The 1,154-nt window shown below is 49.2% G+C and carries 2 protein-coding genes; both read right to left on the reverse strand.

Annotated elements, in window-relative coordinates:
• Window positions 1-41: 41 nt before the first annotated feature.
• The gene (locus F3J24_RS24740; protein WP_167011545.1) at window positions 42-467 is read right to left on the reverse strand and encodes a hypothetical protein; all 426 of its coding nucleotides are present in this window, start codon (window positions 465-467) and stop codon (window positions 42-44) included.
• Window positions 468-607: 140 nt separating this feature from the next.
• On the reverse strand, window positions 608-1,154 hold a 547-nt coding region (locus F3J24_RS24745), incomplete at its 5' end, for a hypothetical protein (RefSeq protein ID WP_205244959.1).

Here is a 1,154-nt window from a genome sequence, read left to right on the forward strand (position 1 = left end):
TGGCCGTCAGTGACCGGCAGGACGCGCCCCTCAGCAGCCTGTCAATGCTTGAAGAATGTGCGAACCTTCGAGAGAAGCGTTTGGGTTGAAACCTCTTTCATCTGCGGCTGATGGGATGTAACTGAAGCATCGCCATTGGGCAAAAGTTCAAGTTTGTAGTGCTCACCGTCGTCTCCTACGACAGCTGCGCTAAGCGTATCGGCCATGCCGATCAGTTTTATCAGTGCGGCTTGGTCTGAGCTGTTGAACTTGATTTGATCTTGATACCACCAAAAAAATGGCTCTCCCCTCCAGTCGATCAAATGAAACCGCTTTATCTCACCATCAACCTTCATATCGATGTAGTCCGTTGACCAGCTAAGTTCTGGGTCAGAAAGGATCAAAGCGTCAACATCTGCTTTGGTGACTGGTGCCTCTGCGGCTTCCAACCAGTCGCTAGTTCTGACCAAGTGCAAGTCGTAAGCCATGCTGGGATACCTTTTAGAACTGCTATGTCGTGGATTGATATGGCTAGCCTATCAGTATTGCACTTACGGCTGCTTCTGGCCGTCAGTGACAGGCAGGACGCGACCCAAAGCAGAAATTCGATGAATGCGACTACTTCCTACTATGGCTTGCACATTTCAAATTGATGCTTGCCAATTCGACGTACCGCCACAGCATCCGTGTCAGGGAAGTAAGGTAGCTCTATTTGGATATGGTCTTCCTGCCATAAATCCAATTCATCGGGAATGAGGCGTTCAAATTCGAAGCATGGGTCACGGGCGATGTAATAGCAGGGGTAGTAGCTATCCGTGAGGAAGTAAATTGAATACGCAATCAATGGGTGTTCAATAATTTTTGCGCTATCCCAAGCCTGCCAGAATTCAGGATGCTTTGCCCGAAACCATGACTCAGCAAAAATGCAAGCACTAGCCATATCGTCCCAGGCTTCCTGAATATTTTGCTGAGCGGCCTCTAGCTTAGGCACGGGGCTTGTGCCTTTGGAGTACTGCACGTAAACGAGCGTTGAATCGAATTGAAATTCAAACTGACTTATGCGTTCACTTATGTCCCAATGCCCAAGTGGTTGGGCATCCAGCAAATTGATGAGCATGGCACTCTCCCTTTGCGTCATGGTAGCTCTCCTTCGCATGAGCTTCCGCTTCTGGCCG

Source organism: Comamonas sp. Tr-654 (assembly GCF_011752915.1).
Lineage (GTDB): Bacteria > Pseudomonadota > Gammaproteobacteria > Burkholderiales > Burkholderiaceae_C > Comamonas.